General features: G+C 40.3%; 3 protein-coding genes. All 3 read right to left on the bottom strand.

Annotated elements, in window-relative coordinates; translation table 11 throughout:
- The coding region (locus Q0140_RS03210) for an ATP-binding protein (protein WP_297961807.1) at nt 1-2,028 on the bottom strand (2,028 nt) is incomplete at its 3' end.
- Nucleotides 2,021-3,061, bottom strand: coding sequence for a DNA cytosine methyltransferase (locus Q0140_RS03205; protein WP_297961804.1), 1,041 nt, complete (start codon nt 3,059-3,061; stop codon nt 2,021-2,023). The genes Q0140_RS03210 and Q0140_RS03205, both read right to left, overlap by 8 nt.
- A gap of 236 nt (nt 3,062-3,297) precedes the next feature.
- A partial coding sequence (locus Q0140_RS03200; protein ID WP_297961802.1) for a hypothetical protein occupies nt 3,298-4,980 on the bottom strand: 1,683 nt, incomplete at its 5' end.

The following is a 4,980-nucleotide window of genomic DNA, read 5'->3' as shown; positions in this document are numbered from 1 at the left end:
AAAATTAGGGATATTTTTTTCTTTATTAATTATATTAATAAAGTCCGCATAAGACCTATAAGCCCTTTCTATAAGCATATTATATTTTATAACCTCTATATTATAACTTTTAAACACCTCCATGTCGTCTTTTCTGAATTCAATGGTATTAGCACCATTAACACCAGCGTCTTCTGAAATAATAAAGTATACTTTTATATCTCTGGAGTCTATCATTTTTAAGCTGCTATCGCTTTGCATTACAGCATCTTTATATTTTCGTATTTGATCTATCATTACTCCAGTAGTAACATTGGCGTGTCCTGTTGGTGTATTCTTTTTTAGTTCTACTATTATAGGATATGGTTCTTCTGCGACCTTTATTAATAGATCAATATAGTTTTTCTTAAGTTTATTGTTCTTATCAATAGCCTTTAAATATCTATTTTTAGTAATTTCAAAGCTTGTACTGGCATTTAAGTCCTGATTCCAGTGCGGGTTTATAAGCCAAGGATGTTTATGCAAATGGTTATTAAAAAAACTTTCTAATGTATTGTTTTCTTCCATCATTCTTTTTAATTCATTAATAGCAGCGATTCTCTCTTTGACTAGTTCAAAAATATTTATTTCTTCGGAGCGCCCTATTTTAGACATAAGCTTATTTATAAGTTTGACATAATTTTTATCAATCATGTCTATTGAGGATAGGCTTTTTTGTATTTCTGAAAATTCTATATTATCCACAGTTCTAACTATAGAAGACACGATATTTTGGATTTCATTCTTCTGTATACCCTCGCTTTGATCTGCAAAAGACTTATTAATAAGCAACGCAAGCATTTTTTCATTCATCTCTCTTTTATCGTCACTTAACCCATCAAGCCATTTTTTATAGCTTTCGTTTTCTCTTATAAAATCTGGTAATTTTAAAACGGCTTCTTTTTGTCTAAAATTCGTCCAAAGTTCAGCAAATTTGTTTCTTATTTTTCCTAGTATCTCTATAAATTCTTCAACATATTCATTTGACTGATCTAGTCCATCCCTGCTTGATGTTATCGGAACCTGCAAAATATCTAACAAAAAATCCGCATGAACTTCACCAACCAAGTATTGATTTGCCATTCTTGCACTACCGCTATTTTTAAAAATATTTTCATCGGCTATTTTCTTGTTTATATATACGACAGTTGAATTGAAATTATAGTCTTTTGTTTGAAGTTGTCCGGGAGTTAGAACACTGCCAAACCAGCCTTTTAGTCCTTTGTTCTTCTCAAAATAGTCTTTTAAATCTTTGCTATTCGTATCATATTTTACTTTTTTGGTTTTATCTATATTTGGGAACATATCGTTGATTTCTTCTTCGTTATATCCAAAATAAACAAGGAATTCTATATTTTTATAGTATTCGTGTGTTAGTAAGTCAACTTCCTCTCCATTTAAAAACACTTGAAATTTATCAATATGCGAAGCTATATAAAATCTTCTGGATAGCTGTATACTTAAATTTTCATACGCATTTCTACTATTTCTTATAAGATCATCAATCTTAACTATAAAACCTGATTTGTATTTTGCGTAATCCCTAAGCTCGCAGGGCAAATCATCAACAAAATTATAATCTACCGAGTGGGTTATTTCATCTTTTATAAAATCATCATATACTAATTCAAAAGTAAGCCATTGTTTTGAGGATAACGTTTTTGTGTATACTTTATATTTTCCACCTAGACTAAATGCAGCGAGTTTTCCTATTCCTTTTTGCCCCATTGGAGCTCTTTCGCTTAGATTATTAAACGATTCTTCTATTTGTTTTTCTATACCTATAATCGCATATTTATGTTCTATCTCATCTAAAGACATCCCTTTTCCATTATCAATAATATATATTTCTCTATTGCTTAGTTTGATATCAACTCTCGTTGCATATGCATCATATGAATTTGCAACTAACTCGGCTAGAGCTGGTGGATTACTGCTATACAAGTTTCTTCCTAAATGGGTAGCTACTCGCCCAGCAATAGAAAATTTAATTTGATTGTTACTAGCCATTTATATATCCTTCTAAATGTTTTAAGATGCTTTTACCTATATGCTCTCCTAGCTTAGGCGGAACGGCATTGCCTATTTGTTTGGCAATTTTGCGCATGCATATTTTTTCATTTTTGTCTATAAATTTATATCCCATTGGAAACGACTGCAATAAGGCTCCTTCTCGTAAAGATATTGCCCTATCTTGCTCTGGATGTCCAAATCTACCTGTACCATAATTAATAAACTGCGTTGTAAGGGTGGGAGCAACATCATCCCAGCTCATTCTACCATATACCGACTTATAACTTTGCCCAGTTGCTTTTTTGTAACAATTAGGTAGAATTGCCTCGTCCCAGTCATGCCATGATCCACCAGGTTTGGATTGTTTGATTCTTTGAATATTTATATCTGTTAGCGTAGGGCTTATATGTAGCCTATCTTTTTTATTATCAACTGCTCCGGCAACTATCTTATCAATTTTATATATCATATCCCTAACGGTTACTTTTTTAAATTTGGACTCTAAGAAATCAATATTCCCGAATTTAGATGCCAGAAGTAAAAGCCTCTTTCTTCTTTGTGCTACGCCATAATCGCTAGCATCATGAATCTTAAAATTTACGCTATAGCCTTGCGCTTTTAAATCGTCTACAAAATCAGCAAAAACCTTTTCTTTTTTAAGCTCTGGAACATTTTCCATTGAAACTATTTGAGGTGAAGTTTCTTTAATAAGTCTTAAAAAATCATACAATAATCCCCAGTCTTTATGTAACGATCGATCTTTTTTATTTTTCTGGTGCGCTGAAAAAGGCTGGCAAGGAGCACAACCGACTAAAATTTTGATATTTGCGTCACCAAATAAATTATTGACTTCTTCGCCACCCACTTCACAAATGCTTCTGTGCAAAAATTTTCCATGATTATTTTGTTCATAGGCAAATTTGCAGCTTTCGTCAAAATCAATTCCAGCTACAACTTCAATGCCGGCCTGGCTGAGCCCATAGGTTAATCCACCTATACCACAAAATAGATCTACTGCAGATATTTTCATTTTTACCCACCGGTTTAAATGTTTAATTATAACTTGAAATAGCTTTTAAAATAATTATTTAAACATAATGTATCTAAAATCATCCAGACAACACGCCTTACGAATTTGCTCCTCCATGCCATTTAGGGAGCAATCTTTAGATTTCGTTTTATAGCGCCCAAGGAGGAGAGAGGACCCCTTGAGCGCGGTAATTGTATGGAGGCGCGTCCTAAATTTTATAAACTCGCCGCGGCGGGCTATTTCTGCGAAAACTTCCCGATCTGCGGGCGGGAAATTAGCGTAGGATCGAATTTCTTGGGCGCAAATTTGCGCTGCTTTTTCTCGTCGCGTAGCCGCTTGAGGCTCTGCACGTCAAACTCGAAGCCCTCCGCGTCCGCCACCTCTTTGAAAATTTCAAGCTTCCGATCGATCTGTTTCTGCTTTTCGGCCTTCTCCGAAGCGCTCATCTTTTGCAGCTTTTCGTTATGCTTGACCGCCTTTTCGACCTTGTCGGCGTCCTTGCTATCGGGTACCTTAACGTATTCGAGCTCCATCTTTTGCTTGCGTAGCTTGCCGAGCTCGTTATTTAGCTCTTTTTGCTGATTGAAGCGGCGCGCGCCCACGCCTCGCTTCAGGATGCCCGAGTAGCCGAGCTCGTCCTTGTTGTAGTCCTTAGGCGCGAAATCCTTGTCGCCCGTGATGTCTGAAAGAGCCTGCTCGCCGAGCTGCTGCCCGTATCTGCCGATCGTAAGCGTCGGGAGATAGTTTTTCGCGGCTTCTTTGACGCTTTTGGCGACTTTCACGGCCTTTGGATCGTCCTCGGATGTGATGTTGTAGCCCAGCGTCGATTTGCCGCTTGCGATATTGACTAACCCGCCCACGAAGCCCCAGCCGCCCTCGAAAACGTCGTCGAAACGGAAGCCGGGCGCGGCGCGTCCCGCGTTGAAATATGTATCGCTATCCCCTATCCTCGCCCACGCTTTGAGTCCGAAAACGTTCGGGAATTTTGAGCTTTGCGCCCATTTTGGCTTGGTTAGATTTTCCTTTTCGGTATCTGCGATGATCGAGCTTAGCGACAGCCCCGCGGCATCCGCGGCGATAAAGGCCGCCTGCATCATCGCAAAACGATGAGGGTTTTTAAGTATCGCCTTGATTACCATCGGTGTCGATTTGACGGAGTAGTGCAAGAACGGCATCAATCCCCACTTGTCGCTCTTACGCAAAAAGCCGTTGAAATGGGTGCTATAATCGACGTAGTGATACTGCGCGTCGCTCATCGCCGCAGCAAGCTCTTTTTCGCTAAATTTGCTTAGATCGCCCGCGGCGTATCCTCGCTTTGCGGCGATCGCATCGAGATTTTTCTTAAAGCGCGCGATCTTGAAAATTTCATCCTCCCAAGCGTAGGCTTTTCTAGCCGCCCTACCAAGCGCCGAGCCCTCGCTCATGTAGATATTTTTGCCTGCGGTGCTTAGAAAATCCATAGCCTTGCCGACTATGCCGAAAGCCTCACTGTCGTTTTTGGGTTTAAGCCCTTTGATCGCGCCCTCCAGATCGTCCATAGCGCTATCCAGTCCCAAGCGGCGCGCGAGCTTCCAATACTCCTGCCGCTGCTGCCGTCCCAAAAGCGCCCAGCTCGCAAGAGCCTTTTCGTCGCCGTGCAAAAACGCCAGCACGGCATTGCTCGCGACGTTGTAAACGTGCGTAAACGGGTTCTTGACCGTCACGTTCACCTTGATATGATCGATGAGAGGCTGCCAGTATTTCTCAAGCGCGCCGAGCTGTCCGCCCAGAGCCTGCGTGCTTTTCAAAGCGTCCGCCACCTCTTTTGGGACGTATTTGCCTCCCAAAGCGCCGAATTTCTTTATGCCGCCTCCGACCGTTTCGTCGCTGATCCGCACGTATTGCCCCTGCCTTGCGCCGGCGGGGATCTCATCGAGCCC

The sequence above is a fragment of the uncultured Campylobacter sp. genome (genome assembly GCF_938045405.1).
Lineage (GTDB): Bacteria > Campylobacterota > Campylobacteria > Campylobacterales > Campylobacteraceae > Campylobacter_B.
Note: the sequence above shows the minus strand (reverse complement) of the source record. Positions and strands in the feature narration are given on the sequence as shown.

Bases quoted from the DNA above. Each gene is read 5' to 3' on its own strand.
- Q0140_RS03205 (WP_297961804.1), bottom strand. From the start codon at position 3,061: ATGAAAATATCTGCAGTAGATCTATTTTGTGGTATAGGTGGATTAACC.